At 43.1% G+C, this 24,455-nt stretch carries 40 protein-coding genes; 6 read left to right on the top strand and 34 right to left on the bottom strand.

The window, feature by feature from the left end:
* Nucleotides 1-152 precede the first annotated feature (152 nt).
* Genes OHT75_RS04105 through OHT75_RS04090 form a run of 4 tightly spaced genes read right to left on the bottom strand, consistent with a single transcriptional unit; the run spans nucleotide 153 to nucleotide 3,762 of the window.
* On the bottom strand, nucleotides 153-728 hold the full coding sequence (locus OHT75_RS04105; protein ID WP_264725183.1) for a TlpA disulfide reductase family protein: 576 nt from the start codon (nucleotides 726-728) through the stop codon (nucleotides 153-155).
* A gap of 17 nt (nucleotides 729-745) precedes the next feature.
* Nucleotides 746-1,219, bottom strand: coding sequence for a heme lyase NrfEFG subunit NrfF (nrfF, locus tag OHT75_RS04100; RefSeq protein ID WP_264725181.1), 474 nt, complete (start codon nucleotides 1,217-1,219; stop codon nucleotides 746-748).
* Nucleotides 1,219-1,773: a DsbE family thiol:disulfide interchange protein gene (locus OHT75_RS04095; RefSeq protein ID WP_264725180.1), complete on the bottom strand. Its 555-nt coding sequence runs from the start codon at nucleotides 1,771-1,773 to the stop codon at nucleotides 1,219-1,221. The genes nrfF and OHT75_RS04095 overlap by 1 nt, the downstream gene beginning before the upstream one ends.
* Nucleotides 1,774-1,785: 12 nt before the next feature.
* On the bottom strand, nucleotides 1,786-3,762 hold the full coding sequence (locus OHT75_RS04090) for a heme lyase CcmF/NrfE family subunit (RefSeq protein ID WP_264725179.1): 1,977 nt from the start codon (nucleotides 3,760-3,762) through the stop codon (nucleotides 1,786-1,788).
* A 415-nt stretch (nucleotides 3,763-4,177) separates the two neighbouring features.
* Here OHT75_RS04090 and ccmI point away from each other — a divergent pair, with 415 nt between their 5' ends.
* The gene (gene ccmI, locus OHT75_RS04085) at nucleotides 4,178-5,449 is read left to right on the top strand and encodes a c-type cytochrome biogenesis protein CcmI (protein WP_264725178.1); all 1,272 of its coding nucleotides are present in this window, start codon (nucleotides 4,178-4,180) and stop codon (nucleotides 5,447-5,449) included.
* Between the two features lie 107 nt (nucleotides 5,450-5,556).
* Here ccmI and OHT75_RS04080 read toward each other — a convergent pair whose 3' ends face one another.
* The gene (locus OHT75_RS04080; protein ID WP_264725176.1) at nucleotides 5,557-5,850 is read right to left on the bottom strand and encodes a c-type cytochrome; all 294 of its coding nucleotides are present in this window, start codon (nucleotides 5,848-5,850) and stop codon (nucleotides 5,557-5,559) included.
* Nucleotides 5,851-6,177: 327 nt separating this feature from the next.
* On the opposite strand from OHT75_RS04080, the gene ccmA reads away from it, so the two are divergent.
* From ccmA to ccmE, 5 genes are read left to right on the top strand one after another with little or no spacing between them, the layout of a single operon-like run.
* Nucleotides 6,178-6,828 (top strand): cytochrome c biogenesis heme-transporting ATPase CcmA, encoded by a 651-nt coding sequence (ccmA, locus tag OHT75_RS04075; RefSeq protein ID WP_264725175.1) that lies wholly within the window; start codon nucleotides 6,178-6,180, stop codon nucleotides 6,826-6,828.
* A gap of 9 nt (nucleotides 6,829-6,837) precedes the next feature.
* Entirely contained in the window at nucleotides 6,838-7,524 is a 687-nt protein-coding gene (gene ccmB, locus OHT75_RS04070) for a heme exporter protein CcmB (RefSeq protein ID WP_264725182.1), read from the top strand.
* Between the two features lie 13 nt (nucleotides 7,525-7,537).
* Nucleotides 7,538-8,284: a heme ABC transporter permease gene (locus tag OHT75_RS04065; RefSeq protein ID WP_264725174.1), complete on the top strand. Its 747-nt coding sequence runs from the start codon at nucleotides 7,538-7,540 to the stop codon at nucleotides 8,282-8,284.
* On the top strand, nucleotides 8,284-8,484 hold the full coding sequence (gene ccmD, locus OHT75_RS04060) for a heme exporter protein CcmD (protein ID WP_264725173.1): 201 nt from the start codon (nucleotides 8,284-8,286) through the stop codon (nucleotides 8,482-8,484). The genes OHT75_RS04065 and ccmD overlap by 1 nt, the downstream gene beginning before the upstream one ends.
* On the top strand, nucleotides 8,481-8,978 hold the full coding sequence (ccmE, locus tag OHT75_RS04055; protein ID WP_264725172.1) for a cytochrome c maturation protein CcmE: 498 nt from the start codon (nucleotides 8,481-8,483) through the stop codon (nucleotides 8,976-8,978). The genes ccmD and ccmE overlap by 4 nt, the downstream gene beginning before the upstream one ends.
* An 841-nt stretch (nucleotides 8,979-9,819) precedes the next feature.
* Here the strand turns inward: ccmE and rplQ are convergent.
* The 29 genes from rplQ to OHT75_RS03910 all read right to left on the bottom strand — a co-directional run.
* Nucleotides 9,820-10,215, bottom strand: coding sequence for a 50S ribosomal protein L17 (gene rplQ / locus OHT75_RS04050; protein WP_188843790.1), 396 nt, complete (start codon nucleotides 10,213-10,215; stop codon nucleotides 9,820-9,822).
* Between the two features lie 40 nt (nucleotides 10,216-10,255).
* Nucleotides 10,256-11,245, bottom strand: coding sequence for a DNA-directed RNA polymerase subunit alpha (locus tag OHT75_RS04045; protein WP_188843792.1), 990 nt, complete (start codon nucleotides 11,243-11,245; stop codon nucleotides 10,256-10,258).
* A gap of 24 nt (nucleotides 11,246-11,269) precedes the next feature.
* Nucleotides 11,270-11,890, bottom strand: a complete 621-nt coding sequence (gene rpsD, locus OHT75_RS04040; protein ID WP_188843794.1) for a 30S ribosomal protein S4 — start codon at nucleotides 11,888-11,890, stop codon at nucleotides 11,270-11,272.
* Nucleotides 11,891-11,921: 31 nt separating this feature from the next.
* Nucleotides 11,922-12,314 (bottom strand): 30S ribosomal protein S11, encoded by a 393-nt coding sequence (gene rpsK, locus OHT75_RS04035; RefSeq protein WP_011635661.1) that lies wholly within the window; start codon nucleotides 12,312-12,314, stop codon nucleotides 11,922-11,924.
* Between the two features lie 17 nt (nucleotides 12,315-12,331).
* Nucleotides 12,332-12,688, bottom strand: a complete 357-nt coding sequence (gene rpsM, locus OHT75_RS04030; RefSeq protein WP_188843796.1) for a 30S ribosomal protein S13 — start codon at nucleotides 12,686-12,688, stop codon at nucleotides 12,332-12,334.
* A gap of 117 nt (nucleotides 12,689-12,805) precedes the next feature.
* Nucleotides 12,806-12,919 (bottom strand): 50S ribosomal protein L36, encoded by a 114-nt coding sequence (gene rpmJ / locus OHT75_RS04025; RefSeq protein WP_006083579.1) that lies wholly within the window; start codon nucleotides 12,917-12,919, stop codon nucleotides 12,806-12,808.
* 22 nt (nucleotides 12,920-12,941) lie between these two features.
* On the bottom strand, nucleotides 12,942-14,282 hold the full coding sequence (secY, locus tag OHT75_RS04020; RefSeq protein WP_188843798.1) for a preprotein translocase subunit SecY: 1,341 nt from the start codon (nucleotides 14,280-14,282) through the stop codon (nucleotides 12,942-12,944).
* A gap of 7 nt (nucleotides 14,283-14,289) precedes the next feature.
* Nucleotides 14,290-14,724, bottom strand: a complete 435-nt coding sequence (rplO, locus tag OHT75_RS04015; protein WP_167674717.1) for a 50S ribosomal protein L15 — start codon at nucleotides 14,722-14,724, stop codon at nucleotides 14,290-14,292.
* Between the two features lie 4 nt (nucleotides 14,725-14,728).
* Complete coding sequence (rpmD, locus tag OHT75_RS04010; protein ID WP_188843803.1) at nucleotides 14,729-14,911, bottom strand: 50S ribosomal protein L30; 183 nt, start codon at nucleotides 14,909-14,911, stop codon at nucleotides 14,729-14,731.
* A 5-nt stretch (nucleotides 14,912-14,916) separates the two neighbouring features.
* The gene (rpsE, locus tag OHT75_RS04005) at nucleotides 14,917-15,420 is read right to left on the bottom strand and encodes a 30S ribosomal protein S5 (RefSeq protein WP_076502247.1); all 504 of its coding nucleotides are present in this window, start codon (nucleotides 15,418-15,420) and stop codon (nucleotides 14,917-14,919) included.
* An 11-nt stretch (nucleotides 15,421-15,431) separates the two neighbouring features.
* On the bottom strand, nucleotides 15,432-15,782 hold the full coding sequence (gene rplR / locus OHT75_RS04000) for a 50S ribosomal protein L18 (RefSeq protein WP_264725168.1): 351 nt from the start codon (nucleotides 15,780-15,782) through the stop codon (nucleotides 15,432-15,434).
* Nucleotides 15,783-15,792: 10 nt separating this feature from the next.
* Nucleotides 15,793-16,326, bottom strand: a complete 534-nt coding sequence (gene rplF / locus OHT75_RS03995) for a 50S ribosomal protein L6 (protein ID WP_264725167.1) — start codon at nucleotides 16,324-16,326, stop codon at nucleotides 15,793-15,795.
* 10 nt (nucleotides 16,327-16,336) lie between these two features.
* Nucleotides 16,337-16,729: a 30S ribosomal protein S8 gene (gene rpsH / locus OHT75_RS03990; protein WP_264725166.1), complete on the bottom strand. Its 393-nt coding sequence runs from the start codon at nucleotides 16,727-16,729 to the stop codon at nucleotides 16,337-16,339.
* Nucleotides 16,730-16,753: 24 nt separating this feature from the next.
* Nucleotides 16,754-17,059, bottom strand: a complete 306-nt coding sequence (rpsN, locus tag OHT75_RS03985; RefSeq protein WP_188843809.1) for a 30S ribosomal protein S14 — start codon at nucleotides 17,057-17,059, stop codon at nucleotides 16,754-16,756.
* A gap of 10 nt (nucleotides 17,060-17,069) precedes the next feature.
* Nucleotides 17,070-17,609 (bottom strand): 50S ribosomal protein L5, encoded by a 540-nt coding sequence (gene rplE / locus OHT75_RS03980; RefSeq protein ID WP_160056431.1) that lies wholly within the window; start codon nucleotides 17,607-17,609, stop codon nucleotides 17,070-17,072.
* A gap of 13 nt (nucleotides 17,610-17,622) precedes the next feature.
* Entirely contained in the window at nucleotides 17,623-17,937 is a 315-nt protein-coding gene (gene rplX, locus OHT75_RS03975) for a 50S ribosomal protein L24 (RefSeq protein WP_188843811.1), read from the bottom strand.
* A 12-nt stretch (nucleotides 17,938-17,949) separates the two neighbouring features.
* On the bottom strand, nucleotides 17,950-18,318 hold the full coding sequence (gene rplN / locus OHT75_RS03970; protein WP_011494644.1) for a 50S ribosomal protein L14: 369 nt from the start codon (nucleotides 18,316-18,318) through the stop codon (nucleotides 17,950-17,952).
* A gap of 178 nt (nucleotides 18,319-18,496) precedes the next feature.
* Nucleotides 18,497-18,745 carry a 30S ribosomal protein S17 gene (gene rpsQ / locus OHT75_RS03965; protein ID WP_188843813.1) on the bottom strand — a complete coding sequence of 83 codons (249 nt, stop codon included), beginning with the start codon at nucleotides 18,743-18,745 and terminating at the stop codon, nucleotides 18,497-18,499.
* A complete protein-coding gene (rpmC, locus tag OHT75_RS03960) occupies nucleotides 18,745-18,936 on the bottom strand; it encodes a 50S ribosomal protein L29 (protein ID WP_006083592.1) in 192 nt (63 codons plus the stop codon). Before rpmC ends, rpsQ begins: the two co-directional genes overlap by 1 nt.
* Nucleotides 18,936-19,346, bottom strand: coding sequence for a 50S ribosomal protein L16 (gene rplP / locus OHT75_RS03955; protein ID WP_160056437.1), 411 nt, complete (start codon nucleotides 19,344-19,346; stop codon nucleotides 18,936-18,938). Before rplP ends, rpmC begins: the two co-directional genes overlap by 1 nt.
* An 11-nt stretch (nucleotides 19,347-19,357) precedes the next feature.
* The gene (gene rpsC / locus OHT75_RS03950; RefSeq protein ID WP_188843814.1) at nucleotides 19,358-20,047 is read right to left on the bottom strand and encodes a 30S ribosomal protein S3; all 690 of its coding nucleotides are present in this window, start codon (nucleotides 20,045-20,047) and stop codon (nucleotides 19,358-19,360) included.
* Between the two features lie 12 nt (nucleotides 20,048-20,059).
* Entirely contained in the window at nucleotides 20,060-20,392 is a 333-nt protein-coding gene (gene rplV, locus OHT75_RS03945) for a 50S ribosomal protein L22 (RefSeq protein ID WP_160056441.1), read from the bottom strand.
* A 15-nt stretch (nucleotides 20,393-20,407) separates the two neighbouring features.
* On the bottom strand, nucleotides 20,408-20,686 hold the full coding sequence (gene rpsS / locus OHT75_RS03940) for a 30S ribosomal protein S19 (protein ID WP_006083596.1): 279 nt from the start codon (nucleotides 20,684-20,686) through the stop codon (nucleotides 20,408-20,410).
* Between the two features lie 14 nt (nucleotides 20,687-20,700).
* Nucleotides 20,701-21,525, bottom strand: a complete 825-nt coding sequence (rplB, locus tag OHT75_RS03935) for a 50S ribosomal protein L2 (protein WP_188843816.1) — start codon at nucleotides 21,523-21,525, stop codon at nucleotides 20,701-20,703.
* Between the two features lie 16 nt (nucleotides 21,526-21,541).
* Nucleotides 21,542-21,844 (bottom strand): 50S ribosomal protein L23, encoded by a 303-nt coding sequence (gene rplW / locus OHT75_RS03930; protein ID WP_188843818.1) that lies wholly within the window; start codon nucleotides 21,842-21,844, stop codon nucleotides 21,542-21,544.
* Nucleotides 21,841-22,446, bottom strand: a complete 606-nt coding sequence (rplD, locus tag OHT75_RS03925; RefSeq protein WP_264725162.1) for a 50S ribosomal protein L4 — start codon at nucleotides 22,444-22,446, stop codon at nucleotides 21,841-21,843. Before rplD ends, rplW begins: the two co-directional genes overlap by 4 nt.
* A 17-nt stretch (nucleotides 22,447-22,463) precedes the next feature.
* Nucleotides 22,464-23,102: a 50S ribosomal protein L3 gene (gene rplC, locus OHT75_RS03920; RefSeq protein ID WP_188843822.1), complete on the bottom strand. Its 639-nt coding sequence runs from the start codon at nucleotides 23,100-23,102 to the stop codon at nucleotides 22,464-22,466.
* A 27-nt stretch (nucleotides 23,103-23,129) separates the two neighbouring features.
* Nucleotides 23,130-23,441 carry a 30S ribosomal protein S10 gene (rpsJ, locus tag OHT75_RS03915; RefSeq protein WP_011635639.1) on the bottom strand — a complete coding sequence of 104 codons (312 nt, stop codon included), beginning with the start codon at nucleotides 23,439-23,441 and terminating at the stop codon, nucleotides 23,130-23,132.
* A 342-nt stretch (nucleotides 23,442-23,783) separates the two neighbouring features.
* The coding region (locus OHT75_RS03910) for an EF-Tu C-terminal domain-related protein (RefSeq protein WP_264725151.1) at nucleotides 23,784-24,455 on the bottom strand (672 nt) is incomplete at its 5' end.

The following is a 24,455-nucleotide window of genomic DNA, read 5'->3' as shown; positions in this document are numbered from 1 at the left end:
TTTCGCGCTGTGCCGTGTCAGTGGATGCGCATTATAGGGAGCTAAGATTTTTGCGCAACCCCTTTTTTAAAGTTTTTATATAAAAAAAGATCGCTTGGCGATCTTTTAATCTAATGCGATCTAAATCGTTTATTTAGCCACCAAAAAGGTGGCTAATTGACCACTTTTTCTGTTGTGGTATAAAACTGTTTTAAGAAGGCGATGGCGTTTTCATCATCCCAATCCACATAACTTCGTACATATGCCACCAGCTCACCTTTTGGATTTAAGATAAATGTTGCTGGAATAGTTTCTAATGGGAACACTTCGCGAAGATTTTGCTGAGGATCAAAATAAGATTCAAATTCAGCTAATCCAATGGACTCTAGAAATGGTTGTACTATCTCTTTGCCATCAGCATCTATTGATATAGGCAATAACGTGTATTGGCTTTGATCTATTTTATTGGCAAGCCTGTCTAATGCAGGAAGTTCTCTGACACAAGGTGGACACCATGTTGCCCACATATTCACAACGACGACTTTGCCTTTAAACGCTTCAAAATCTATTTGATCATTGTTTAATTGGCTGAAGTTAACTTGGGCGATGGGAAAAGGTTGCGGCAGTATGGTAATTTTATCCAAACCGGTTTGAGAAACTGGTTTTTGAGTAGGTTGCATACCCGGGTATGCAACACCGCTGTTGACTATGAGTAAACTTGTACTAATAACAGCAGCGGTGAGAAACATAGTTTTTAACGATATCATCATTTATTACGTTTCAGTAATTCATCAAGTTGTTGCTGATCTTCTACTGACATCTCGACATCTGCATTAGCACTATTGCGTTGGCGGCGAATTAACACTGCACCAATAATAAATCCGAAGATTAATAATGCGAATGGCCCGATCCATAAAACGTATGTTTTGGGATCAAGTCTTGGCTTATATAAAACAAAGTCTCCGTATCGACTTGTCATAAACTCAACAATTTGCTCATCTGACTTGCCTTCATCAACCATCTTATACACTTCTAAACGCAAGTCTTGCGCGACAGGTGAATTAGAATCGACTAAGTTTTGATTTTGACACTGTGGGCAACGTAATTCATGCGCTAGCGAAATGGCACGTTTTTGGTTACTGGGTGATTTAAACTCATAGGTGTCAACTGGTGTTGCTTGTACCATGACATTAAATAGCAAACCAATAATCAGCGTGATAGATAAATTAACTAATTTCATTACGCAGCTCCATCAGCTTTAGCTTCGGCTTGTAATTGCTGAACCATTGGATACAAGGTCTCTGTCCAGATATTTTGATCTATCGGTCCGGCATAACGGAATCGAATAATACCGTTATGATCAACAATAAATGTTTCCGGTGCACCATACACACCAAGGTCTAGTCCTAACCGTCCATCTTTATCGTAAAGGTTGATTGTATAAGGATCACCTTCACGACGAAGTTCTTTAATTGCCAATGCACGTTCGTCACGATAATTAATGCCGTAAATAGGCATGATATTACGACGGGATAACATGGTTAAAAAAGGATGTTCATATTTACACGCTGGGCACCAAGTAGCCCATACGTTAAGCAGTGATACTTGACCTTTTAAATCAGCCTCGGTCAACATTTCACCCGGAGTTTCAAGTCTCTCAAGTTGGAAAGCCGGGATCGGCTTTCCTTCTAATGCTGAATCCAGCTTCTGAGGATTAAGGAATAAACCTTGATATAAGAATATTCCCATCACCATAAATAAGGCTAGTGGTATAAACAGCACCAACTTTTTCATACATTCTCCGTTTTAAGCTGTAGCTAACTTATCTTTTGCTTTTTGTTCCGTTTCAGTCACGGCTTTCTTTACACGATAACGTTTATCCGATGCTGCAAGGAAGCCACCTACCATCATAAAGATTGAACCGAACCATAACCAACGAACATAAGGCTTATAATTTAAACGTACAGCGAACTCTGTTGCACTAATTGGGTCACCCATTGTGACATATAAATCACGGAATAAGCCCCAATCAATGCCCGCTTCAGTCATGTCCATAGTACGAACATTGTATTGGCGACGGTCAGGTTTTAGCAAGGTGACGTATTTGTCATCTTGATAGATTTCAATTTGCCCTTGCTGAGCGGTGTAGTTTGGACCAACAACATTTTTGGTTTCAATGTACTTAAAGGTATAACCTGCTAACTCTTGACTGACACCAGGCCCCATACGGACACTTTTTTCAATTGAGTAGTTTGACACCATGGTGGCACCGACCACTGACACTGCAATACCTAAGTGCGCGATAATCATCCCAAGTTGGCTGCGTCCGATACGCGTTAAGCTGATGCCGCCCTCTTTGTCTTTCATAATATTATATGCTGCACGGAAGGTTGCTAGCGTTATCCAAGTTGCGGCGCCAATACCCAATGCAACCCATACGCTAAACTCACCACCCATTAAGAATGGGACAATTAAACCCACTACGGCTGAGATCATTGCAGGTACTAACAATTGACGTTTAATTTCACCAGGTTTTGATTTTTTCCAACGAATGATTGGACCAATACCCATGAAGCCAAATAACACCAACACAATTGGTACAAATACCGCATTAAAGTATGGAGGTCCTACAGAAATCTTACCCATACCTAATGCATCAATAAGTAATGGATAAAGTGTACCCAGTAGTACAGTACCTGCTGCTACGGTTAATAACACGTTACAGACTAACAGCATGGTTTCTTTCGACTTCAGCTCAAAACGAGCAGGACTGCTCATTTCGCTGGCGCGGAAAGCAAACAATGTTAATGAACCACCAATGGCGATTGCTAATAACAGCAGGATGAACATACCGCGACTTGGATCTGCGGCAAATGAATGCACAGACGTTAATACACCCGAACGAACAATGAAAGTACCTAATAAGCTTAATGAGAAAGCAAAAATAGATAACAACACGGTCCAGTTACGGAATGCCCCACGCTTTTCGGTTACAACAAGAGAATGAACTAGCGCGGTACCAATTAACCAAGGCATAAATGATGCGTTTTCGACTGGATCCCAGAACCACCAGCCACCCCAGCCAAGTTCATAATAAGCCCACCAAGAGCCCAGTGAAATACCACCAGTTAGAAATACCCAAGCGGCTAAAGTCCATGGACGAGACCAGCGAGCCCAGGCTGAATCTAAGCTTCCGCTCATCAGTGCTGCGATAGCAAATGCAAAACTTACAGAGAAACCAACATAACCCAGATACAACATAGGTGGATGGAAAATTAATCCAACATCTTGCAACATTGGATTTAAATCGCGCCCTTCCATTGGAATAGGGAAGATTCGCTCAAAAGGACTAGACGTTAGAATCATGAATAAACTGAAACCCACAATGATCATAGCAAGTACTGCTAAGACCCTTGCGGTAAACACTTCTTCTAATCCTTTACTAAAGGTGGCTACTGCTGCGGCCCAAACAGATAGTGAGAATACCCAAAAGAGTAATGACCCCTCATGCCCGCCCCAAACCGCTGCTATTTTAAAGAAGATAGGCAGCTGTGAATTAGAATGGTGAGCAACATAGGCCACGGAGAAGTCATCAACCGCAAAACTATAGCCTAATGTAATGACTGAAATTAGAATAAAAAAGAACATGCCGTAAGCAAGAGGCCATGCATATCTAACAAGATACGCGTCTTTTTTTGCAGCACCGATTAATGGGACACTGGCGAGTAGCATGGCAAATGCCAAGCCAATGATCAGTGAAAAATGTCCAATTTCTGGAATCATGGGTATTCCTTAGTTATAAAAACATTGATTTGATATCAACAAACCACGTTAATGCAGACGATGAGCATACGTTACTATACTCACATTAGCTTAAGCGAATTTTAAATCATTTTAGAGCTTGCTACTGCTGATGTCTGCCACTTTCATGTAAAACTGAGTTGCTGGTCGCATTATCTCTGTCCAGCAGGATCAAAAACATCTGTTCACAATAGTAAAGACTGTGACTAACAAAATAATGTAAAGTTTCAACAATCTTTACGACAACAATTTAAATTGTGAAGCAGTGCCCAACTCTCAAAATTCAGTTTCATATCTTCCTTATATTACTATTCAATTAATAATCTTTACGTATAATCAAGCAATCAAGCTCAGCGGCACCCCGCTTTCCTATAAACTAAAAGTGAATATTGAAACGATGACCACATTTTGGATTTTAATCGCGCTTGTCCTTATTATCAGTTTAATGATGATCTGGGTACCTCATTTTCGTCAGCAGAAATTACTTCAAGCCGAAGAGTCTGGCGTTCGTAAACAAACTAACCTTGAGCTATTCAATGAACGTTTAGGCATTCTTGAAAAAGAGCTTCAAGACGATTTACTTGATCAAACAGAATTCGACGCTTTAAAGAAAGAATTAGAAATTAGCCTGCTACAAGATATGAAACACCAAGGCGATGATTCACTTGCTGCAGCAAAACCTAAAAGTATTTTATGGCCATCGGTGATGACAGTAGCCGTTTTAGCATTATCAGGTTATTTCTATCAACAACTGGGTGCCTATAATGAATTAGCAAATCCACCTCAGGCAAACAATCCACACGAAGGTATGAGCAATGAGCAAATCATGGCTCAACGTGTTCAAATGATGGAAGCGCAAGTTCAACAAGATCCCGAAAATAGCCAAGCTTGGTTTAGCTTAGGCCATGCTTATATTACAGCTAACCAGTATAACCATGCTGTTGCTGCTTTTGATAAAGTAATGGAGCTAGTTGGCACTCACGCTGAACTGCTTGGGCCCAAAGCCACGGCGATGTACTACCAAGCAGGTCAAAAGATTACCCCAGCAATTAAAGCGATTATTGATCAATCATTAGCTTTAGACCCGCAAGATCCCTCCACATTATTGCTTGTCGGTATGGATGCATTTTTTAATGCTCAGTACCAAGATGCAATCAATGCATGGCAAGCCATTTTAGACAGTGACCGTAGCGATGTCGATCGCACGGCACTCATGAATGCAATTCAATCTGCCAAGATGAGCATGCAATCAGATATGGGCGCGATGCCAAATGATGATGCCCATAACCCCATCAAGAAAAGTGCAGCCCAAGCTGATGCAACAATGACTAAAACGGTTAATGTTGCCGTAAGTATTGCACCAGAGCTGGCTGAAAAAGTTGCTCCAAGTGACCAAGTATTTATTTTCGCCCGTGCAACTCAAGGCCCTAAAGTGCCATTAGCGGCGACCAAAATCAGCGCCAGTGACTTACCTTTAACGATAACACTGGATGACAGCACTTCAATGGGGGGGGATGTTAAGCTAAGTGGTGCAGCCGAAGTTGAAATTATTGCGGTATTGTCTAAAAATGGCAGCGTTAAACCACAGGCAGGCGATATTAAAGGAGTTGTTGAAGCTGTAAAAGTCGGCGGAGAAACTACATTGATACTAAATACATTAGTGCAATAACCTAAACACTAAAGAAGAAAGGAACCTTAATCGGTTCCTTTTTTATATCCATTTAATAGACATAAAAAAACCGGCTTTAAGCCGGTTTTTATTATTACAGTGAAGCATTACTTAGACATGAACTCAATAGCGTTCTTGTAATCTTCATCAGTACAATCGGTACACATACCGCCTGGTGGCATTGCGTTTAAACCAGATTTAACTGAGTTTAAAAGAGCATCAATACCTTTAGCGATACGAGGTTCCCAAGCCGCAACATCGTGAGACTTTGGCGCACCAGCAACACCCATGCTGTGACACACTTGGCAAGCCTTGTTATAAACAGCTTCACCTTCTTGAGCAAATACATTCGCAGACAAAGTTAATGCAGCTACTGCAGTCATTGCTAACAATTTTTTCATGTTCAACGTTCCTAATTGCAAATACATACAAAGCTTATCTCTGCCTGGTCATTTGAACGGCAGACTATTTATTTAGCGAGACTAGATTACTACATACTGCAAAAAATCTCACCTTTTTGTGATAACAATCTCAGCTTAGTACAGAAATAACAAATTGTTCACAGGACAGGGTAATATATTAGGAAATGTTGAAAAAGTTCCAACTTTATTAATTTTATTGGAACTACATCAAATTGCTAACACTTAATCATAGCTAAAGGTAACTGCATAATACTGTTTATGTTAATATCTTGAAGTACTTCCTAACAGGCTAAAATAGAGGGTTCAGTGACAAAAACAACACCATCCACTCCCTTAATCAGTGCACAAAACCTCACGTGTATTCGTGAAGAACGTTTACTTTTCGATGAGCTCAGTTTTGGCATTTACGCTGGTGACATTGTTCAAATTGAAGGCCCAAATGGTGCTGGCAAAACCAGTTTGTTGCGAATTCTAGCGGGCTTATCACGCCCCTATTCAGGCGATGTACTGTATTTAGAGCAAGACATCACGCGAAACCGCGATGAATTTAACGAAAATTTACTTTATCTAGGTCACCTTGCAGGAGTCAAAAGCGAGTTAACCGCAGAAGAAAATCTTAACTTCAATTTAAGAATCAGTGGTTATGATAACTACCAAACTTCTGACATATTGGCCAAAGTAAACCTCAGTGGGTTTGAAGAAGCGTTAGCAGGCCATCTTTCAGCAGGACAACATCGCCGAACCGCGTTGGCAAGATTATGGCATACCAATTGTAAAATTTGGATTCTAGATGAGCCATTTACCGCAATCGATAAAAAAGGTGTTGAAGAGCTAGAACGATTATTTTTAGCTCATGCTGATCAAGGTGGATGCGTAATTATGACAACTCATCAAGATATGAGCTTAATTACTGAACCGCGTCTTCGTAAAATCAAACTCGACTATCGTTTTTTATAAGGTCCAATGATGAACAGAGGCATTAGTTATACCAGTGCGTTTATCACCTTGCTACAACGTGATTTAAAAATTGCGGTGAGACATCGTGGTGACATTTTTAACCCACTGTTATTTTTTATTATCGTGGTCACTCTTTTTCCATTGGGGATTGGGCCTGAACCACAAATTTTAACTCGGGTTGCTCCGGGCATAATTTGGGTTGCAGCATTGCTTGCGTCAATGCTGTCTCTTGAGCGTTTGTTTAAAGCCGATTACACCGACGGTAGCTTAGAACAAATGCTACTTAGCCCACAACCATTAGCTATCATGGTGTTAGCAAAAGTGCTAGCACATTGGATTTTAACAGGAGTGCCTTTAATTCTGGTGTCGCCTCTACTAGCAGTATTGCTTCACCTCGAAAGCAATAGCTACATGGCATTAATGGCAACCCTTGCGTTAGGAACACCTGTATTATCGTTATTAGGTGCCATTGGTGTGGCACTTACAGTAGGACTTAGAAAAGGCGGTGTGTTACTGACCCTGCTTATTCTTCCGCTTTATATTCCAGTATTGATTTTTGCGACAAGTGCGATCGATGCTGCAGGTATGAATTTACCTTATGATGGTCAGCTAGCTATTATTGGCGCCATGCTGGTTGGTTGTTTAATCATGGCACCCTTTGCAATTGGTGCTTCATTACGAGTGAGTACAAACTAAAATGTGGAATAAGATGTGGAAATGGCTAAATTCGTACGCAGATCCTGAGCGCTCATACAATCTAGCAGGAAAAATGCTGCCTTGGTTCGCTTGTTTAGCAATCGCGTTAATCGGTGTAGGTACAACTTGGGGCATGTTATACGCTCCTATGGATTACCAACAGGGTGATAGTTTCAGAATTATCTATATCCATGTGCCTGCAGCTTCTATGTCAATGGCGGCATATATGGGTATGGCGACGGCATCTTTTATCGGTCTAGTTTGGCAAATTAAAGCTGCCGATTGGGCCGCGGCCTCAATTGCACCCATTGGGGCTGTGATTACCTTTATCGCCCTATTCACTGGTGCTGCTTGGGGTAAACCTATGTGGGGTACATGGTGGGTATGGGATGCACGCTTAACATCCGAGTTAGTGTTACTGTTTTTATACCTAGGTGTCATTGCACTGTATGCTTCATTTGAGGATAAAGTGTTAGCCGCCAGGGCTGCCGGTATCTTAGCGATTGTAGGTGTAATTAACATTCCTATTATTAAGTATTCAGTTGAATGGTGGAGCAGTCTGCACCAGCCAGCCACAATCAAAATCACTGAAAAATCAACCATGACGGGTGACATGCTCTATCCATTACTGATCAATATTTTCGGGTTTGGAATGATGATTGGCGCATTAACATTAGTCAGATTTAGAGCAGAAGTCTTAGCACGTAATGGAATGCGTCCTTGGGTTCGCGAATTAGCTAAAGCGGAGGCAGCAAAATAATGCAATTTGATTCGTTCGCAGCATTTTTAGATATGGGTGGCTACGCATTTTTTGTTTGGTTAGCCTACGGAGTAACATTTGGCAGTTTAGGAATTTTAATTATTCATAGCTTAGGCCAAAAAAGAAGAGTCTTAATTGAGATCTCTAAAAAGATAATCAGAGAAGAACGTTTAAAAGAATCTAGAGGTAATAAATCGTGAACCCAAGACGTAAAAAAAGACTGACTTTAGCGATTGCGCTTATAGTAGGTGTGGCAGGGGTGGCATCTCTTTTATTGTATGCATTGAATACAAACTTAAACTTATTCTACACGCCCTATGAGATCGTTCATGGTAAGAAAGATACAGGCGTTAAGCCAGATGTAGGACAACGAATTCGAGTCGGTGGCATGGTGACTGTGGGCTCTATGATCCGCGATCCAAATAGTTTACATGTGGAGTTTGCTATTCATGACTCAGCTGGCGGCGAAATTATTGTTACCTTTGATGACTTATTGCCGGATTTATTCCGTGAAGGACAAGGTATTGTAGCTCAGGGGGTATTAATTGAATCTGGAAAGCTAGAAGCCACTGAAGTACTGGCAAAGCATGATGAGAACTATATGCCACCAGAAGTTGCTGAAGCGATGGGGCAAACGCATCAAAAGTTAGAGTATCCAGAAGAAACTAAATCAGAAGGTTATAAGTACCAATAATTTATTGATACTTAATCAAAAGCCAATCATATGATTGGCTTTTTTCTTGTAAGCACTTGAGAATAAATCCACATCAGCACATCAGCACATCAGCACATCAGCACATCAGCACATCAGCACATCAGCACATCAGCACATCAGCACATCAGCACATCAGCACATCAGCACATCAGCACATCAGCACATCAGCACATCAGCACATCAGCACATCAGCACATCAGCACATCAGCACAATATAAGGAGGAAATTGAGATTAGCAACAATCAATTCGAAATTTAAAGCATAACGATATGCATACAAAGGCGGCTGAAACATTCAATATTTAACAAATAACGGCCAACAGGAAATAATCTAACGCAACATCAACACAGTAAAAATATGAATAAACGGGCGTTAAAACATTCATATACAATTGTATATAATCAAACATAAATCGATTAGTAACAGCAGGAAATAGTTACAACATCCACAGCAAGCCTGGCCTTCGATTACAACTTCGCAAATCCACTATCAAAAATCAAGCTACTAGCAATGAAATAAAAGGGTTATATGCATTGATTTGTTAAAACTATGATTGATAGTAATGGTAATAAATAACCGCTGATTCTTGGTTGTGAAAACACTTCATGAGGGTGTTAAATTTTTAGAGCGTAGAATACGACTTATCAAAAACCTGCCCTGCTAGCTTGTATGTTGTGTTCAAAATTTGTGAAGTCTGATGTACTGAGAGAGGAACAAGACATCGCTAGATGATGTAATCGAAAAAGTATGGCAAATACAAAAATCAACAAACATAAAAAAACCGAGCCTAAGCTCGGTTTTTAATGAGTAATTAAATTAATTACTCTGCAGCTTCAACTTCAACAGCTTCAGCAGCTTCAGGACGACCTACTAACTCGATGTAAGCCATTGGGGCTTTATCACCGGCACGAAGACCGCACTTAAGAATACGAGTGTAACCACCAGGACGTTCCTGGAAGCGTGGACCCAATTCAGTAAATAACTTACCTACAACTTCAGCGTCGCGGGTACGAGCGAAAGCTAAACGGCGATTTGCAACGCTGTCTACTTTAGCTAGTGTTATTAGAGGTTCAACTACGCGACGCAGTTCTTTCGCTTTAGCTACAGTTGTCTTGATAATCTCATGACGAACTAGTGAGCATGCCATGTTACGGAACATAGCTTGGCGATGACTGCTGTTACGATTTAGTTGACGACCACTCTTACGATGGCGCATGACCTAATCCTTATAACCTTAATCTGTACTAACCTGAGACTTATAGGTCGTCTGCTAAACTAGCTGGAGGCCAGTTTTCAAGACGCATACCTAACGACAGTCCGCGAGATGCTAAAACGTCCTTAATTTCAGTAAGAGATTTCTTACCTAAATTAGGTGTTTTAAGCAACTCAACTTCAGTGCGTTGTACCAGATCACCGATGTAATGAATCGCTTCGGCTTTCAAACAGTTAGCCGAACGTACAGTTAGCTCTAAATCGTCGACAGGACGCAACAATATCGGATCGAATTCCGGCTTATCATCTTCCTCAGGCTTAGCTGCTGGCTCACGTAAATCAACAAACGCATCTAGCTGTTCGGCTAAAATAGTTGCTGAGCGACGAATTGCCTCCTCAGGATCAATAGTACCATTAGTGGTCATATCGATAACGAGTTTATCTAAGTCTGTACGCTGTTCAACACGAGCAGCTTCTACATTGTATGCAATGCGAGCAACAGGTGAGAATGACGCATCTACCAGTAAGCGACCAATTGGACGATCATCGTCTTCAGTTTGTGCACGAGCCGAAGCAGGCACATAACCACGACCACGTTCAACACGGATACGCATGCTGATGTCATTATTACCAGTCAAATGACAGATAATATGATCAGGATTCATGATGGTAACATCGCCATCATGCGTGATATCTGCTGCTGTAACAGGGCCTGTGCCGGACTTGCTTAAAGTAAGCATTGCCTCGTCTTTACCCTCGATAGTTACCGCTAAACCTTTAAGATTTAACAATATCTCAAGGATATCTTCTTGTACGCCTTCCTTACTGCTGTATTCGTGCAGTACGCCGTCAATCTCGACTTCTGTAACAGCACAGCCGGGCATAGACGACAATAGGATGCGACGCAACGCGTTACCTAAGGTATGGCCAAAACCACGTTCTAGTGGCTCTAGTGTAACTTTGGCGCGAGTTGAATTAACCTGTTCAATTTCAACGAGACGCGGTTTAAGAAATTCTGTAACAGAACCCTGCATTGTGTCCTCTCTTGTTTGTTAGCTTTACTTAGAGTAAAGCTCGACGATCAGCTGTTCGTTAATATCCGCAGACAAATCGCTACGTTCTGGTAGACGCTTGAAAGCACCTTCCATTTTCGCACTGTCGACTTCTACCCATGTAGGCTTTTCGCGTTGACCAGCCACTTCTAAAGCCGCTTTGATACGAGCTTGAGTGCGTGATTTTTCACGGATGCTTACAACATCATTCGCAGACACTTTGAATGACGGAATGTTAACTACACGACCGTTAACCATAATTGACTTATGGCTTACTAGCTGACGTGATTCTGCACGAGTAGCACCAAAACCCATACGATAAACTACGTTATCTAGGCGGACTTCTAAAAGTTGTAACAAGTTTTCACCTGTATTGCCTTTTAGACGCGCAGCTTCTTTATAGTAGTTACGGAATTGTTTTTCTAACACACCGTAAATACGACGAACTTTTTGTTTCTCGCGTAACTGAGTACCGTACTCAGACAAACGTGGCTTACGAGCGCCATGTTGGCCTGGTGCAGTTTCCAGTTTACACTTCGATTCAATTGCTCTCACACCGCTTTTTAAGAAAAGGTCAGTACCTTCTCGGCGGCTGAGCTTGAGCTTAGGACCCAAGTATCTTGCCATGATCTTTCTCCAACTATCCTATAACGTAGTGTTATACACGACGTTTTTTAGGTGGACGACAACCATTGTGAGGGATAGGTGTCACATCAGTAATGTTGGTAATTTTATAACCAACTGCGTTCAGTGCGCGAATCGCTGATTCACGTCCTGGACCTGGACCCTTCACAAAAACTTCAAGGTTTTTAACACCATAATCTTGCGCAGCAATACCTGCACGCTCTGCCGCAACCTGTGCAGCAAACGGGGTCGATTTACGTGAACCACGGAAACCAGAACCACCTGAGGTAGCCCAAGATAAAGCATTACCTTGACGATCGGTAATGGTTACGATTGTGTTGTTGAAAGATGCATGGATATGAGCCATGCCATCTGCAACCTGTTTACGTACGCGCTTACGCGGAGAACGTGACGGAACTTTAGCCATTTTGGTTTACCTTCCCGTTACTTTCTGATTGGTTTACGTGGACCTTTACGCGTACGCGCATTGGTCTTAGTACGTTGCCCACGAAGGGGCAGGCTACGACGATGGCGGAGACCACGATAACAACCAAGGTCCATAAGACGCTTGATGTTCATTGAAATCTCACGACGTAAGTCACCTTCTACAACATATTTGGCAACTTCTTCGCGTAGAATGTCTATTTGAGCTTCGCTCAATTCCTTGATCTTAGCATCTTCAGCAATTGAAGTAGATGCGCAGATTGCTCTAGCGCGTGTACGTCCAATACCAAAAATAGCAGTCAATGCAATGACTGTATGCTTTTGATCAGGAATGTTAATGCCAGCGATACGGGCCACTATGCACTCCTTAAAGTTAAAGGCCATCTGCGAAAAGCCCGAAAGGATACTCGACAGACGACAGATTTGCAAACAAAATTTTTGGTCAGCCCATTATTGGGCTGACCAACTTCTTACTTAGCCTTGACGCTGTTTGTGTTTTGGTTCAACACAGATAACGCGTACAACACCACTACGCTTGACGATCTTGCAATTACGGCAGATCTTCTTCACGGAAGCTCGAACTTTCATTTCATCACTCCGTAAAAGCTAATTATTTGCCAAAGCGATCTAAATTCGCTTTGTTTACAAGATTAGCTTTCTTCATCACAGACTCATACTGATGAGACATCATATGGGTCTGAACCTGAGCCATGAAGTCCATGATCACGACTACTATAATTAGTAGTGAAGTACCGCCAAAATAGAACTGTACTTTCCACGCAATTAACATGAACTCCGGAATTAAGCAGATAAAGGTAATGTAAATCGCACCCGCTAAGGTTAAACGAGTCATTACTTTATCAATGTAACGCGAAGTCTGTTCACCGGGACGGATCCCAGGAATGAATGCACCACTCTTTTTCAAATTATCCGCTGTTTCGCGAGGATTGAAAACCAACGCAGTATAGAAGAAACAGAAAAAGATAATTGCTGTCGCGTACAATAATGAATACAGCGGTTGTCCTGGTGACACAGCTAAAGCGAAATCGCTTAACCATGACAAAGACTCATTTTGACCAAACCACTGAGCCAGTGTGCCTGGAAACAAAATAATGCTGGATGCAAAAATTGGTGGAATTACACCTGCCATGTTCACTTTTAATGGTAAATGGGTGCTTTGCGCTGCAAAAACCTTACGGCCCTGCTGACGCTTAGCGTAGTTAACAACGATACGACGTTGTCCACGTTCCACGAATACCACTAAATACGTTACAGCAAATACAATAACCGCGAGCAACAGTAGTACCAATACATTCAAGTCACCTTGACGCGCCTGCTCGGCTGTTGAGCCGATAGCCGATGGTAAACCTGCAACGATACCTGCGAAAATTAAAATCGAGATACCATTACCGATGCCACGTTCGGTAATTTGTTCACCTAACCACATTAGGAACATGGTTCCAGTGACTAAGCTTACAACGGCAACAAAGTAGAAACCAAATCCAACATTAGCCACAAGGCCAGGGACTAAATTTGGTAAACCTGTCGCGATACCGATAGATTGCAATGTACCCAACACAAGTGTGCCGTATCGAGTATATTGACTGATTTTCTTACGTCCTGATTCGCCTTCTTTTTTCAATTCAGCTAATGCAGGATGCACCACAGTCAATAACTGCATAATGATAGATGCCGAAATATACGGCATAATACCTAATGCAAAGATAGAAGCACGCTCTAAAGCACCACCCGAGAACATGTTAAACATGCCAAGGATGGTATCTTTTTGCTGAGCAAAAAGCTCTGCTAATACAGCTGCGTCAATACCAGGAATTGGCACGAACGAACCCGCTCTAAAGACGATTATCGCACCAATCACGAACAGAAGACGAGTTTTCAGTTCTGAAACTCCGCCTTTCGCGCTTTTTAAATCAAGTCCTGGTTTTGCCATCGACGTATTATTCCTCGATCTTACCGCCGGCAGCTTCAATAGCTGCACGTGCACCTTTGGTTACCTTTAGACCTTTAACAGTCACAGGGCGCTCAATGGTACCTGAAAGAACGATTTTCGCAAACTGGATGTTGCGAGTAATAACGTTCGCATCTTTCAGAGCGTTCAAATCGATAACATCACCGTTAACTTTTGCTAGTTCGAGTAAACGAACTTCAGCTGAAACCAAAGCTTTGCGCGAGGTAAAACCAAACTTAGGTAAACGGATTTTAAGAGGCATTTGACCGCCTTCAAAACCAACGCGTGGACCGCCGCCAGAACGAGACTTTTGTCCCTTATGACCACGACCTGCTGTTTTACCTAAACCTGAACCGATACCGCGGCCAACACGCTTAGGAGCAGATTTAGCACCTGCTGCTGGAGATAGAGTATTTAGACGCATTATCTTATTCCTCCACCGAAACCATGTAGTAAACCTTGTTGATCATACCGCGAACTGAAGGAGTATCTTCAACTTCAACTGTATGACCAATACGGCGCAGACCTAAACCTGTTAGGGTAGCACGGTGTTTTGGTAAACGACCGATGCTGCTTTTAGTCTGTGTTACTTTAACTGTTTTAGTAGCCATGGTGCTTAACCTCGAATTTCATCAACATTCAGGCCACGCTTAGCTGCGATTTGCGCTGGTGACTTCATATGCACCAATGCATCTACAGTCGCGCGAACGATGTTGATCGGGTTAGTAGAACCGTATGCTTTTGACAGAACGTTATGAACGCCTGCTACTTCCAATACGGCACGCATTGCGCCACCGGCAATAATACCAGTACCTTGTGATGCAGGTTGCATGTACACAAGAGAACCAGTATGGCGACCTTTAACTGGATGATGCAGAGTACCTGCATTCAACTCAACGGTCACAATATTACGACGGGCTTTTTCCATTGCTTTTTGAATAGCTGCAGGAACTTCACGCGCTTTACCATAGCCATAGCCAATCTTACCGTTACCGTCACCCACTACTGTTAGTGCTGTGAAGCTAAAGATACGACCGCCCTTAACTACTTTAGAAACACGATTAACTGCAATCAATTTTTCTTGCAAATCGTCTTTTTGCTGAGCTTCTAATTTAGCCATTTTATAACCCCTTAGAACTTCAGGCCAGCTTCACGAGCAGCGTCTGCTAATGCAGCCACACGTCCGTGATACTTGAAACCAGAACGGTCGAACGCAACAGAAGCTACGCCCTTCTCGATCGCACGCTCAGCAACTAATTTACCAATTGCTTTAGCCGCATCTACGTTTCCGGTACTCTTTAGTTGCTCTTTAACTGTTTTTTCAACAGTTGATGCAGCAGCTAACACCTGAGCTTCAGGACTGATCACCTGAGCATAAATGTGACGCGGTGTACGATGTACAACCAGACGGTTCACGCCTAGCTCTTGGATCTTCTTACGTGCACGAGTAGCGCGACGTAAGCGAGATGTTTTCTTATCCATATCGCGTTACCTACTTCTTCTTAGCCTCTTTACGGCGTACAACTTCGTCGTCATAGCGAACACCTTTGCCTTTGTATGGCTCTGGTGGACGGTAACCACGAATGTTGGCTGCAACTTGACCTATTAACTGCTTATCAACGCCTGTTAAGACGATTTCAGTTTGACTAGGACATTCTGCAGTAACGCCTGCGGGCAGTTTGTGTACTAATGGATGTGAAAAACCTAATGTTAGATCTAAGTCACTACCAGCGATTTTCGCACGGTAACCTACACCAACTAATTTTAGTTTTCTCACAAAACCTTCAGAGACACCAACAACCATGTTGTGTACTAATGCACGTGCAGTACCAGCCTGTGCCCAAGCGCCTTCAACGCCTTCGACAGGAAGAAACTTTACTTCTGCATTTTCGATAACAACATTTACCGCATTGTTGATTACTCGAGTCAGACTTCCTTTACCGCCTTTGACGGTTAAAGTCTGTTCGTTTAAAGTCACCTCTACGCCAGCAGGGATAGTGACTGGTGCTTTTGCAACACGAGACATTACTAACTCCTTACGCTACGTAGCAGATAACCTCGCCACCCGTGCCAATTTGGCGGGCGGCACGATCAGTCATCAAGCCTTTAGAAGTGGACACAATTGCGATACCCAGACCGCCCATAACCTTTGGAAGTTCGTCTTTACCTTTGTAAATACGAAGACCAGGACGGCTTACGCGCTGGATAGTCTCAACGACTGGTTTGCCTTGGAAATACTTTAAAGTGATTTCTAATTCAGGCTTAGCTTCATCTGCTACGGCGTAGTCAGTAATGAAACCTTCATCTTTAAGTAATTTCGCAATTGCTACTTTTAACTTAGCTGAAGGCATCTTTACAGATACGTGGTTAGCAGCTTGGCCGTTACGAATACGGGTTAACATATCCGCAATAGGATCTTGCATGCTCATATTAGCTTACTCCGTGACAAGTGCTTACCAGCTGGCCTTACGTAGACCAGGAACTTCACCACGCATAGTGGCTTCACGTAATTTAATACGGCTTAAACCGAATTTACGTAAAACGCCATGTGGGCGACCAGTTTGATTACAGCGATTGCGTTGACGCGATGCGCTTGAATCACGTGGTAGTGCTTGCAACTTAAGTACTGCGTCCCAACGATCTTCTTCAGAAGTCTCTGGGCTGCTGATAGTAGCTTTAAGTGCTAGACGCTTTTCAGCATACTTAGCTACGAGCTGTGCACGTTTTGCTTCACGTGCTTTCATAGATGTTTTAGCCATTATGCTACCCTTATTTCTTAAATGGGAAGTTAAAAGCGGTCAACAAAGCACGACCTTCTTCGTCATTCTTCGCAGTAGTAGTGATAACGATATCCATACCACGAATTTTATCGATTTTATCGTAATCGATTTCTGGGAAGATGATCTGTTCTTTCACACCCATTGCGTAGTTACCACGACCGTCAAACGCTTTTGCGCTTAGGCCACGGAAGTCACGAATACGTGGAATTGCAATGTCAACTAGACGCTCTAAAAATTCCCACATACGCTCACCGCGCAGGGTAACTTTACAGCCAATAGGGTAGCCTTCACGGATTTTAAAACCAGCAACTGATTTACGAGCAACAGTTACAACTGGTTTTTGACCAGCGATTGCAGTCATGTCACGAAGCGCGTGCTCCATAACTTTCTTATCTGCAACAGCTTCGCCTACACCCATATTAAGGGTGATTTTTTCAATCCGAGGGACTTGCATGACACTGCTATAACCGAACTTTTTAGCTAGTTCAGCAACTACAGTCTCTTGATATTTATCATGCAGTTTCGCCATCGTTTACTCCAAATTACTTAACGAGTTCGCTGTTCGATTTATAAAAACGGACTTTTTGGTCGTTTTCAAATCGGAAACCAACACGATCTGCCTTGCCTGTGGCTTGGTTAAAGATCGCTACGTTTGATGCTTGAATCGGTGCTTCTTTCTCGATAACGCCACCAGTTACGCCCAATTGTGGGTTTGGCTTTTGGTGTTTTTTAACAAGATTGATGCCTTCAACAATCAATTTACCAGTAGGTAGAACTTGAGAAACTTTACCGCGTTTACCCTTGTCTTTACCTGCTAGTACAATTACTTCGTCTTCACGACGGATTTTTGCTGCCATTTTGAAAGCTCCTTACAGTACTTCAGGTGCCAATGACACAATTTTCATAAATTGCTCTGTACGCAATTCACGTGTCACAGGTCCAAAGATACGAGTACCAATCGGTGCAAGGTTTGCGTTAAGCAAAACCGCTGCATTCCGATCGAAGCGAATGACAGAACCGTCTGGACGACGTACGCCTTTCTTAGTACGGACTACCACCGCGTTATATACATCACCTTTCTTCGCTTTAGCGCGAGGAATCGCTTCTTTAACAGAAACTTTAATGATGTCGCCGATACCGGCATAACGACGATGAGAGCCACCCAAGACCTTAATACACTGAACTCTACGTGCGCCACTGTTACATGCGACGTCAAGAGTCGATTGCATTTGGATCATTTTAAGTGCTCCGCTATCGTTACTACACAAATCCCAATATTGGGACAATATTTAGCCAAATTTGAGGATAGTTTTACTCAAAATTGGCGCGCAAGTATAACACCACAATATCGGATTGCATAGCAAAAAAAACAAACGGCCCCAAATTATTGGAGCCGTTTAGATTAACCTAATAAAATTAGGCCTTGGTTACTACTTCAGCTAGGGTCCAAGACTTAGTCTTAGATAGAGGACGACATTGACTAATAGTCACGATGTCACCTTCATTACACTGATTAGTTTCGTCATGTGCATGGATCTTTGTAGTACGCTTAATGTATTTCCCATAAATAGGGTGTTTCACTTGGCGCTCAATAGCAACAGTAATAGACTTGTCCATTTTGTTACTAACTACTTTACCTTGCAAAGTACGGATTTTATCAGACATTACGCACCTGCCTTAGAAGTAATAATGGTCTTAACACGTGCAATGTTACGACGCACTAGCTTCAATTGATTCGTTTGAGTCAATTGACCAGTAGCGTGTTGCATACGCAGGTTAAACTGCTCACGCAGCAGACCAAGTAATTCAGCGTTAAGTTCTTCAACGCTCTTTTCTCTTAGTTCGCTCGCTTTCATTACATCACCGTCTTAGTTACGAAGGTAGTCTTTAAAGGAAGCTTAGCAGCTGCTAAAGCGAAGGCTTCACGAGCCAACGTTTCAGAGACACCATTCATCTCATAAAGAACCTTACCAGGTTGAATCTGACATACCCAGTATTCAACGTTACCTTTACCTTTACCCATACGCACTTCAAGAGGCTTAGAGGTAATTGGCTTGTCAGGAAAAACTCGAATCCAAATTTGTCCTTGACGTTTAACATGACGTGTCATGGCACGACGTGCAGATTCGATTTGACGTGCAGTTAAACGACCACGGCCGACTGCTTTCAAACCGAAAGTACCAAAGCTAACTTCAGTACCGTTCGCTAGACCACGGTTGCGGCCTTTGAACATCTTGCGAAACTTCATACGTTTAGGTTGCAGCATTAAAGTTTCTCCTATTTACCACGAGGCTTACGCTTAGGTTGCTGCTTTGGCTCTTCAATAGCAGGGATTAAACCGTCTAGAACTTCGCCTTTGAAGATCCAAACTTTAATACCAATCACACCATATTGAGTGTGACTTTCTGCTGTTGAGTAGTCGATATCAGCACGTAAAGTATGTAAAGGTACACGACCTTCACGATACCATTCAGAACGTGCGATTTCAGCACCACCTAGACGACCGCTCACTTCAACTTTGATACCTTGGGCACCAATGCGCATTGCATTTTGTACCGCGCGCTTCATAGCACGACGGAACATTACACGGCGCTCTAACTGCTGAGCAATAGAGTCAGCAACGAGCTTAGCGTCTAATTCAGGCTTACGGATTTCAGCGATGTTGATTTGAGCAGTAGTGCCTGTGATTTTAGACACATGTGCACGTAATACTTCAACGTCTTCACCTTTCTTACCAATCACAACACCTGGACGGGCGGTGTGAATAGTAACGCGGATGCTTTTCGCTGGGCGTTCAATGACAATCTTAGATACTGATGCGGCTTTTAACTTTGACGTTAAATATTGACGCACTTCCCAGTCGCTGTTCAGATTATTTGCATAGTCTGACTTATCTGCGTACCAGGTAGAGATCCAAGGCTTAGTGATACCCAGACGGATACCATTAGGATGTACTTTCTGTCCCATTGCTCTCTTCTCCTAGCGATCTGATACAACCACAGTAATGTGGCTGGTACGCTTCATGATACGATCAGCGCGGCCTTTGGCACGTGGCATGATACGCTTCATAGTTGGGCCTTCGTCTACGAAGACTGCTCCAACTTTAAGCTCATCGATGTCAGCACCTTCGTTGTGTTCGGCGTTTGCGATAGCTGAGTCAAGTACTTTTTTAACTAGTACGGCGGCTTTCTTTGGGCTGAAGGTCAAAATCTCGAGCGCCTTAGAAACAGGCAATCCGCGAATTTGATCAGCAACTAGACGGGCCTTTTGCGCAGACGTACGAGCAAAACGATGTTTAGCTAAAACTTCCATCTTATTCCTCCCGTATTAACGCTTCTTCGCTTTCTTATCAGCAGCATGGCCGCGATAAGTGCGAGTTGGTGAAAATTCACCAAGCTTGTGGCCGATCATTTCGTCAGTTACGAACACAGGTACGTGCTGACGACCATTATGGACAGCGATGGTCAACCCAATCATATTTGGGATGATCATTGAGCGGCGTGACCAAGTCTTAATTGGTTTTTTATCACCCGCTTCCATCGCTTTCTCTACCTTCTTCAGCAAGTGCAGGTCAATGAAGGGACCTTTCTTGAGAGAACGTGGCATGGCGAATCCTCTTACTATTTATTACGACGACGTACGATGTACTTATCAGTGCGCTTGTTACTACGAGTTTTATAACCCTTAGTTGGCACACCCCATGGACTCACTGGATGACGTCCACCAGAAGTACGGCCTTCACCACCACCGTGTGGATGGTCTACTGGGTTCATTGCAACACCACGAACTGTAGGGCGTACGCCTCTCCAGCGCTTAGCACCTGCTTTACCTAACTGGCGTAGCATGTGTTCGGCATTACCAACTTCACCAAATGTCGCGCGGCAATCTACTGGTACTTTACGCATTTCGCCAGAGCGAAGACGTAGAGTAGCGTATGCGCCATCACGAGCAACAACTTGTACATAAGCACCAGCTGAACGAGCGATCTGAGCACCTTTACCAGGCTTCATTTCTACTGCGTGAACAACTGAACCTACAGGGATGTTGCGTAATGCTTTAGCATTACCAGTCTTGATTTCAGCATCGTTACCAGATTGGATTGCATCACCAGCTTGCATGCCTTTAGCAGCAAGAATGTAACGACGCTCACCGTCTGCGTATAATACCAAAGCAATGTGTGCAGTACGGTTTGGATCGTACTCAAGACGCTCAACTTTACCTGGGATACCATCTTTATCGCGTTTGAAGTCGATTAGACGGTAGTGTTGCTTATGACCACCACCAACGTGACGGACAGTGATACGACCAGTATTGTTACGGCCACCACTTTTCGTTTTTCTCGCCAACAGGCCAGCAAAAGGTTTACCCTTATGCAGATCCGTATTCACCACTTTAACTACGTGGCGACGACCTGGAGAGGTTGGCTTACACTTAATAACTGCCATGATAATTCTCCTTTGCTTACTCAGCGCCGCCGACGAAATCGATGTCAGCACCCGCAGCTAAAGTCACATAAGCTTTTTTCCAATCGCTACGACGGCCTGAACGAGCACCAGTACGCTTGGTTTTGCCTTTGTTAACTAAAGTACGAACTGAATCTACTTCAACTTCAAATAGCTTCGCTACTGCAGCTTTGATCTCTGCTTTAGTCGCATCGATTGCTACGCGGAAAACTACAGTGTTGTTCTTCTCTGCAACTACAGTACTCTTTTCAGAGATGTGTGGAGCAAGAATCACTTTTAGCAAACGTTCTTCGGTGATCATGCTAGCATCTCCTCAATTTGCTTCACTGCATCAGCAGTAACAAGAACAGTGTTGAACGCAATTAGACTTACTGGGTCAAGACCCGCAACGTCACGAACGTCAACTTTGTATAAGTTGCGAGCTGCTAAGAATAAATTCTCATCAACTTCTGCAGTAACAATTAGAACGTCTTCTAAGTTCATTGCTTGTAATTTAGCTTTTAGCTCTTTAGTTTTAGGAGCATCAACACTAAAAGATTCAACAACAACTAAACGATCTTGACGTACCAATTCAGAAAGAATGCTTTTTAAAGCACCACGGTACATCTTCTTGTTAACTTTTTGGCTGTGATCTTGAGTTTTAGCAGCGAATGTTACGCCACCGCCACGCCAAATCGGGCCTTTAACACTACCGGCACGAGCGCGGCCTGTGCCTTTTTGGCGCCAAGGCTTTTTGCCTGAGCCAGTTACTTCCGCGCGCGTCTTTTGGCCACGAGTGCCTTGACGTGCGTTTGCAGCGTAAGCTACAACTACCTGATGAACCAGTGCCTCGTTAAAGTCACGGCCGAAGGTAGTTTCGGAAACTTCAAGAGCGCTCTGCGCGTCTTTCAATACCAATTCCATTACTATCTCCTCAGACCTTAAGCTTTAACTGCTGGCTTGATAATCAAGTCACCATTGGTAGCGCCTGGAACTGCGCCGCGTACTAATAACAAGTTACGCTCTGCATCAACACGTACAACGTGTAAATTTTGAGTTGTTACTTGTTCAGCACCCATATGGCCTGACATTTTCTTGCCTTTGAATACACGACCAGGCGTTTGGTTCTGACCGATAGAACCATTCGAGCGGTGTGCCAAAGAGTTACCGTGAGTCATATCTTGAGTACGGAAGTTCCAACGCTTAACGCCGCCTTGGAAGCCTTTACCTTTTGATTGACCAGTAACGTCTACTTTCGCCACTTCTGCGAAAATATCAACATTAAGCTCAGCACCAACTTCAATGCCTTCGCCTTCACCATCTGCTAGACGCACTTCCCATAAACCACGACCGGCTTCTACGCCGCCCTTGGCAAAATGACCTGCTTCTGCTTTAGTGATGCGATTGGCTTTTTTGGTACCTGTAGTGACTTGTAGTGCACGGTAACCGTCAGTTTCTAAAGTTTTCACTTGAGTAACGCGGTTGCCAGTGACTTCAATCACTGTTACAGGGATTGACGTGCCATCTTCAGTGAAGATGCGAGTCATACCCACTTTACGACCAATAAGACCGATAGCCATCTCTCAAACCTCTTCTAAGGATCTCAATTAACCTAAGCTAATCTGAACGTCGACACCAGCCGCAAGATCTAAACGCATTAATGCGTCTACTGTCTTTTCTGTTGGCTCTACGATGTCAACTAAGCGCTTGTGAGTACGGATTTCGTACTGGTCACGAGCATCTTTGTTAACGTGCGGAGAGATCAAAACGGTATAACGCTCTTTGCGAGTAGGTAGTGGAATAGGACCACGTACCTGCGCGCCTGTACGCTTAGCAGTTTCAACGATTTCCGCTGTAGACTGATCAATTAAACGATGATCAAAGCCTTTTAAGCGGATACGGATTCTTTGGTTCTGCATTGACCAGAGCTCCTAAAATGGACACATAAAAAATCACCCTCTAGCTACTTCCTATTTGGAAAAGCAGAGTGAGATGATTTAACCGTTCGACTCCCAATCGGAGTCGCTATGAATATGAAAACCATATTTGGTTTTCCTTTCGTTCACTGCACTAGTGCAGCGAGTGGGCAATTATACAGATCTAATATTGAAGATCAAGCCCATTGTGCGATATATCTACTAGAATTCTACCCACAATTTGTTGCGCAGCATTTTACACGTTAAAAACAAAATTGCCAGTAAATTTTAGTAATAAAAAAAGGAAGCCGAAGCTTCCTTTTTCAGTGTGAACTAAATTCGCGATTAAGCGATGATTTTAGCTACAACACCAGCACCAACTGTACGGCCACCTTCACGGATAGCGAAACGTAAACCGTCGTCCATCGCGATTGGGTAAATCAAAGTAACAACCATCTTGATGTTGTCACCAGGCATTACCATTTCTACGCCTTCTGGTAACTCGATAGTACCAGTTACGTCAGTTGTACGGAAGTAGAACTGTGGACGGTAACCTTTGAAGAATGGAGTGTGACGTCCGCCTTCTTCTTTTGATAACACGTATACTTCTGATTCGAAAGTAGTGTGTGGAGTGATTGAACCAGGCTTAGCTAGTACTTGACCACGTTCTACGTCATCACGCTTAGTACCACGTAATAACACACCACAGTTCTCACCTGCACGACCTTCGTCAAGCAGCTTACGGAACATTTCTACACCAGTACAAGTTGTCTTAGTTGTTGCATGAACACCTACAATTTCAACTTCGTCTGATACGCGGATGATACCACGCTCAACACGACCTGTTACCACTGTACCACGACCTGAAATCGAGAATACGTCTTCGATTGGTAGTAGGAATGGCTTATCGATGTCACGCTCTGGCTCTGGAATATAAGTATCTAAAGCTTCAGCTAGTTCAATAATTTTAGCTTCCCACTCTGGCTGGCCTTCTAGTGCCTTAAGCGCAGAACCTTG

This window comes from Shewanella subflava (assembly GCF_025971955.1).
GTDB classification, from domain to species: Bacteria; Pseudomonadota; Gammaproteobacteria; order Enterobacterales; family Shewanellaceae; genus Shewanella; species Shewanella subflava.
Note: the sequence above shows the minus strand (reverse complement) of the source record. Positions and strands in the feature narration are given on the sequence as shown.

Bases quoted from the DNA above. Each gene is read 5' to 3' on its own strand.
- OHT75_RS04105 (WP_264725183.1), bottom strand. From the start codon at position 728: ATGTTTCTCACCGCTGCTGTTATTAGTACAAGTTTACTCATAGTCAAC.
- nrfF (WP_264725181.1), bottom strand. From the start codon at position 1,219: ATGAAATTAGTTAATTTATCTATCACGCTGATTATTGGTTTGCTATTT.
- OHT75_RS04095 (WP_264725180.1), bottom strand. From the start codon at position 1,773: ATGAAAAAGTTGGTGCTGTTTATACCACTAGCCTTATTTATGGTGATG.
- OHT75_RS04090 (WP_264725179.1), bottom strand. From the start codon at position 3,762: ATGATTCCAGAAATTGGACATTTTTCACTGATCATTGGCTTGGCATTT.
- ccmI (WP_264725178.1), top strand. From the start codon at position 4,178: ATGACCACATTTTGGATTTTAATCGCGCTTGTCCTTATTATCAGTTTA.
- OHT75_RS04080 (WP_264725176.1), bottom strand. From the start codon at position 5,850: ATGAAAAAATTGTTAGCAATGACTGCAGTAGCTGCATTAACTTTGTCT.
- ccmB (WP_264725182.1), top strand. From the start codon at position 6,838: ATGAACAGAGGCATTAGTTATACCAGTGCGTTTATCACCTTGCTACAA.
- OHT75_RS04065 (WP_264725174.1), top strand. From the start codon at position 7,538: ATGTGGAAATGGCTAAATTCGTACGCAGATCCTGAGCGCTCATACAAT.
- ccmD (WP_264725173.1), top strand. From the start codon at position 8,284: ATGCAATTTGATTCGTTCGCAGCATTTTTAGATATGGGTGGCTACGCA.
- rplQ (WP_188843790.1), bottom strand. From the start codon at position 10,215: ATGCGCCATCGTAAGAGTGGTCGTCAACTAAATCGTAACAGCAGTCAT.
- OHT75_RS04045 (WP_188843792.1), bottom strand. From the start codon at position 11,245: ATGCAGGGTTCTGTTACAGAATTTCTTAAACCGCGTCTCGTTGAAATT.
- rpsD (WP_188843794.1), bottom strand. From the start codon at position 11,890: ATGGCAAGATACTTGGGTCCTAAGCTCAAGCTCAGCCGCCGAGAAGGT.
- rpsK (WP_011635661.1), bottom strand. From the start codon at position 12,314: ATGGCTAAAGTTCCGTCACGTTCTCCGCGTAAGCGCGTACGTAAACAG.
- rpmJ (WP_006083579.1), bottom strand. From the start codon at position 12,919: ATGAAAGTTCGAGCTTCCGTGAAGAAGATCTGCCGTAATTGCAAGATC.
- secY (WP_188843798.1), bottom strand. From the start codon at position 14,282: ATGGCAAAACCAGGACTTGATTTAAAAAGCGCGAAAGGCGGAGTTTCA.
- rplO (WP_167674717.1), bottom strand. From the start codon at position 14,724: ATGCGTCTAAATACTCTATCTCCAGCAGCAGGTGCTAAATCTGCTCCT.
- rpmD (WP_188843803.1), bottom strand. From the start codon at position 14,911: ATGGCTACTAAAACAGTTAAAGTAACACAGACTAAAAGCAGCATCGGT.
- rpsE (WP_076502247.1), bottom strand. From the start codon at position 15,420: ATGGCTAAATTAGAAGCTCAGCAAAAAGACGATTTGCAAGAAAAATTG.
- rplR (WP_264725168.1), bottom strand. From the start codon at position 15,782: ATGGATAAGAAAACATCTCGCTTACGTCGCGCTACTCGTGCACGTAAG.
- rplF (WP_264725167.1), bottom strand. From the start codon at position 16,326: ATGTCTCGTGTTGCAAAAGCACCAGTCACTATCCCTGCTGGCGTAGAG.
- rpsH (WP_264725166.1), bottom strand. From the start codon at position 16,729: ATGAGCATGCAAGATCCTATTGCGGATATGTTAACCCGTATTCGTAAC.
- rpsN (WP_188843809.1), bottom strand. From the start codon at position 17,059: ATGGCTAAAACATCTATGAAAGCACGTGAAGCAAAACGTGCACAGCTC.
- rplE (WP_160056431.1), bottom strand. From the start codon at position 17,609: ATGGCGAAACTGCATGATAAATATCAAGAGACTGTAGTTGCTGAACTA.
- rplX (WP_188843811.1), bottom strand. From the start codon at position 17,937: ATGGCAGCAAAAATCCGTCGTGAAGACGAAGTAATTGTACTAGCAGGT.
- rplN (WP_011494644.1), bottom strand. From the start codon at position 18,318: ATGATCCAAATGCAATCGACTCTTGACGTCGCATGTAACAGTGGCGCA.
- rpsQ (WP_188843813.1), bottom strand. From the start codon at position 18,745: ATGTCTGATAAAATCCGTACTTTGCAAGGTAAAGTAGTTAGTAACAAA.
- rpmC (WP_006083592.1), bottom strand. From the start codon at position 18,936: ATGAAAGCGAGCGAACTAAGAGAAAAGAGCGTTGAAGAACTTAACGCT.
- rplP (WP_160056437.1), bottom strand. From the start codon at position 19,346: ATGCTGCAACCTAAACGTATGAAGTTTCGCAAGATGTTCAAAGGCCGC.
- rpsC (WP_188843814.1), bottom strand. From the start codon at position 20,047: ATGGGACAGAAAGTACATCCTAATGGTATCCGTCTGGGTATCACTAAG.
- rplV (WP_160056441.1), bottom strand. From the start codon at position 20,392: ATGGAAGTTTTAGCTAAACATCGTTTTGCTCGTACGTCTGCGCAAAAG.
- rpsS (WP_006083596.1), bottom strand. From the start codon at position 20,686: ATGCCACGTTCTCTCAAGAAAGGTCCCTTCATTGACCTGCACTTGCTG.
- rplB (WP_188843816.1), bottom strand. From the start codon at position 21,525: ATGGCAGTTATTAAGTGTAAGCCAACCTCTCCAGGTCGTCGCCACGTA.
- rplW (WP_188843818.1), bottom strand. From the start codon at position 21,844: ATGATCACCGAAGAACGTTTGCTAAAAGTGATTCTTGCTCCACACATC.
- rplD (WP_264725162.1), bottom strand. From the start codon at position 22,446: ATGGAATTGGTATTGAAAGACGCGCAGAGCGCTCTTGAAGTTTCCGAA.
- rplC (WP_188843822.1), bottom strand. From the start codon at position 23,102: ATGGCTATCGGTCTTATTGGTCGTAAAGTGGGTATGACTCGCATCTTC.
- rpsJ (WP_011635639.1), bottom strand. From the start codon at position 23,441: ATGCAGAACCAAAGAATCCGTATCCGCTTAAAAGGCTTTGATCATCGT.